This is a genomic window from Streptomyces sp. CNQ085, assembly GCF_022614595.1.
In the GTDB taxonomy this organism is placed as follows: domain Bacteria; phylum Actinomycetota; class Actinomycetes; order Streptomycetales; family Streptomycetaceae; genus Streptomyces.
Genome location: NZ_JAJFAU010000128.1, coordinates 1 through 3,283, shown reverse-complemented (window position 1 = coordinate 3,283; position 3,283 = coordinate 1). Strand labels below are relative to the sequence as shown.

1 protein-coding gene and 2 pseudogenes are annotated in these 3,283 nt (G+C 73.2%); 2 read left to right on the top strand and 1 reads right to left on the bottom strand.

What is annotated here, in order from left to right; all coding sequences use genetic code 11:
- Positions 1–161: pseudogene (locus LJ221_RS18995) on the bottom strand (nucleotide sugar dehydrogenase); the annotation flags it as partial.
- A gap of 225 nt (positions 162–386) precedes the next feature.
- Between LJ221_RS18995 and LJ221_RS18990 the strand changes: the two are divergent.
- Together LJ221_RS18990 and LJ221_RS18985 are read left to right on the top strand one after the other, a co-directional pair.
- Positions 387–2,102 carry a glycerol-3-phosphate dehydrogenase/oxidase gene (locus LJ221_RS18990; protein WP_241717932.1) on the top strand — a complete coding sequence of 572 codons (1,716 nt, stop codon included), beginning with the start codon at positions 387–389 and terminating at the stop codon, positions 2,100–2,102.
- Between the two features lie 262 nt (positions 2,103–2,364).
- Positions 2,365–3,216: pseudogene (locus LJ221_RS18985) on the top strand (serine/threonine-protein kinase); the annotation flags it as partial.
- Positions 3,217–3,283 lie beyond the last annotated feature (67 nt).

The window sequence follows — 3,283 nt, the reverse complement described above, 5'->3', positions numbered from 1 at the left end:
CTTGTACGCCGTGGGACCGTCGGCGGGCGCCCCGCGCCCAGTTCCCGCACGGCGTGCTCGTCGGGGTCGTAGCCGATGGTGCGGATACCGGCGGTCGTGGCGGCCCGGGCCGCGGGAAGACCCAGACGACCCAGACCGAGGACGGCGAGATCTGCGGGCATGAGGTGGCGTCCTTTCCCCCGTCGACGGACTCGTGGGGCTGGCTGGCGTGTGAGCGATGTCAGGTTAAGCGCATATATGACAGATATGGTGGATTGTGTGCGGAGCGGTGTCCGCCCGGGTCGAGGTCGTGGGATCGACGGACGAACGGGTAGGCGCCAGGACGGGTACGGACAGACATACGGACGGGCGATCGGCCGGGGCGTCGGCACATCAGGGAGGCAGTGGTGAGGACAGCGGCACTGGGACCGGCTGAGCGGGCCGAGGCGCTCGCCCGCATGTCGGAACGCGAGCTGGACATACTGGTCGTCGGTGGCGGAGTGGTCGGCGCCGGCACCGTCCTGGACGCGGTGACCCGCGGCCTGTCGACGGGCATCGTCGAGGCGCGCGACTGGGCCTCGGGCACCTCCAGCCGCTCCAGCAAACTCATCCACGGCGGGCTGCGCTATCTGGAGATGCTGGACTTCACGCTGGTGCGCGAGGCGCTCAAGGAGCGCGGACTGCTGCTCCAGCGGATCGCCCCCCACCTGGTCCGGCCCGTCCCCTTCCTCTACCCGCTGCGGCACCGGGGCTGGGAGCGGATGTACGCGGGCTCCGGCGTGGCGCTGTACGACGTGCTGGCCACGGCCTCCGGACGCGGCCGCGGACTGCCCCACCACCGTCACCTGACGCGCCGCCAGGCGCTGCGGGCGGCACCCGCTCTGCGCAAGGACGCGCTGGTGGGCGCCCTGCAGTACTACGACGCGCAGATGGACGACGCCCGCTACGTCGCAGCCCTGGTGCGCACCGCCGCCGCCTACGGCGCCCACGCCGCCAACCGGGCCCGCGTGGTGGGCTTCCTGCGCGAGGGCGAGCGCGTGGTCGGCGCCCGGGTGGAGGACCTGGAGCAGGGCGGTGAGTACGAGATCCGGGCCAGGCAGGTCGTCAACGCCACCGGCGTGTGGACCGACGACACCCAGCGGCTGACCGCCGAACGCGGGCAGTTCCACGTCCGCGCCTCCAAGGGCATCCACCTGGTGGTGCCCCGCGACCGCATCCACTCCACCACCGGGCTGATCCTGCGCACCGAGAAGAGTGTGCTGTTCGTCATCCCCTGGGGCCGGCACTGGATCATCGGCACCACCGACACCGGCTGGGACCTGGACAAGGCCCACCCGGCGGCTTCCAGCGCCGACATCGACTACCTGCTCGACCACGTCAACTCGGTGCTGGCCGTGCCGCTCACACGCGACGACGTGGAGGGCGTGTACGCCGGGCTGCGCCCGCTGCTGGCCGGGGAGTCGGACGCCACCAGCAAGCTCTCGCGCGAGCACACCGTCGCCCACCCGGTGCCGGGCCTGGTGGTCGTCGCGGGCGGCAAGTACACGACGTACCGGGTGATGGCCAAGGACGCCGTCGACGAGGCCGTCCACGGGCTCGACCACCGCGTCGCCGAGTGCACCACGGAGGAGGTGCCGCTGGTCGGAGCCGAGGGCTACCACGCGATGTGGAACGCCCGCGCCCGCGTCGCCGCCCGCACCGGTCTGCACGTGGCGCGGGTGGAGCACCTGCTGGGCCGGTACGGCTCGCTGACCGACGAGGTGCTGGAGCTGATCGCCGCCGACCCGAGCCTGGGCGAGCCGCTGCCGTGCGCGGACGACTACCTCAGGGCGGAGGTGGTGTACGCCTGCACGCACGAGGGCGCGCGTCACCTGGACGACGTCCTCACCCGCCGCACCCGCATCTCCATCGAGACCTTCGACCGGGGCACGCGCAGCGCGAGGGAGTGCGCCGAGCTGATGGCGCCGGTGCTCGGCTGGGACGCCGGGCAGATCGACCGCGAGGTGGAGCATTACCACAAGCGGGTCGAGGCCGAGCGGGAGTCCCAGCGCCAGCCCGACGACCAGACCGCCGACGCCGCGCGGCTGGGCGCGCCGGACATCGTGCCGCTCCAGCCGCTGTGACGCTCCGGTCGCCGTGACGCGCGGGGCCGCCGTGACATGCGGTCCACCGTCACCGGGCAGGACACCGCGGAGTCCTCCCCGGTGACGGTCTGTCATGGGCGGCCGGTGCGCGGGCGCTCCGGCCGCGTCGCGGATACCGGGGCGTCAGCACCGGTTCCACGCACCGCCGTTCCGGTTGCGTGTCCCCGGCCGAGTACACCGCGGTCCGCCCCGTGGGGGAGAATGGGGCCACTGCTGGGGCGGGCTGAGTGTGAGGGGACGCATGAGCGACGTGGACGGCCGCGGCAAGAAGGCCGGACGGCTCCTGGGCGGACGCTACCGGCTGGGCGACGTCCTGGGCCGGGGCGGAATGGGCACCGTGTGGCGGGCCGAGGACGAGGTCCTGGGCCGTACCGTCGCGGTGAAGGAACTGCGCTTCCCCTCCAGCATCGACGAGGAGGAGAAGCGCCGGCTGATCACCCGTACGCTGCGCGAGGCCAAGGCCATCGCGCGCATCCGCAGCAGCAGCGCCGTCACCGTCTACGACGTGGTCGACGAGGACGACCGCCCCTGGATCGTCATGGAACTGGTCGACGGCCGCTCCCTGGCCGACGTGCTGCGCGAGGACGGCCCGCTGGAGCCGCGGCGGGCGGCCGAGGTGGGTCTGGCGATCCTCGACGTGCTGCGCGCCGCGCACCGCGAGGGCATCCTGCACCGCGACGTGAAGCCCTCCAACGTCCTGATCGCCGACGAGGACGGCCGGGTCGTCCTCACTGACTTCGGCATCGCCCAGATCGAGGGCGACCCCTCCCTCACCTCCACCGGCATGCTGGTCGGCGCGCCCTCCTACATAGCGCCGGAGCGGGCGCGCGGCCAGCGCCCGGGCCCGCCCTCCGACCTGTGGTCGCTTGGCGGGCTGCTGTACGCGGCGGTGGAGGGGCGCCCGCCGTACGACAAGGGTCCGGCGATCGCCACCCTGACCGCGGTGATGACCGAGCCGCTGGAGCCTCCCAAACGCGCCGGGGCCCTGGAGCCGGTCATCCACGGACTGCTGGACAAGGACGCGGACAAGCGGCTGGACGAGCCGGGCGCGCGGGTGCTGCTGGAGCGCGCGGCCCACGATCCGCGGGCCGGGGGCGAGAAGAAGGGGCCGCGGGGCACCCGTACGACGGCGTGATGCTCAGCCCGCCGCACCCTCCCTC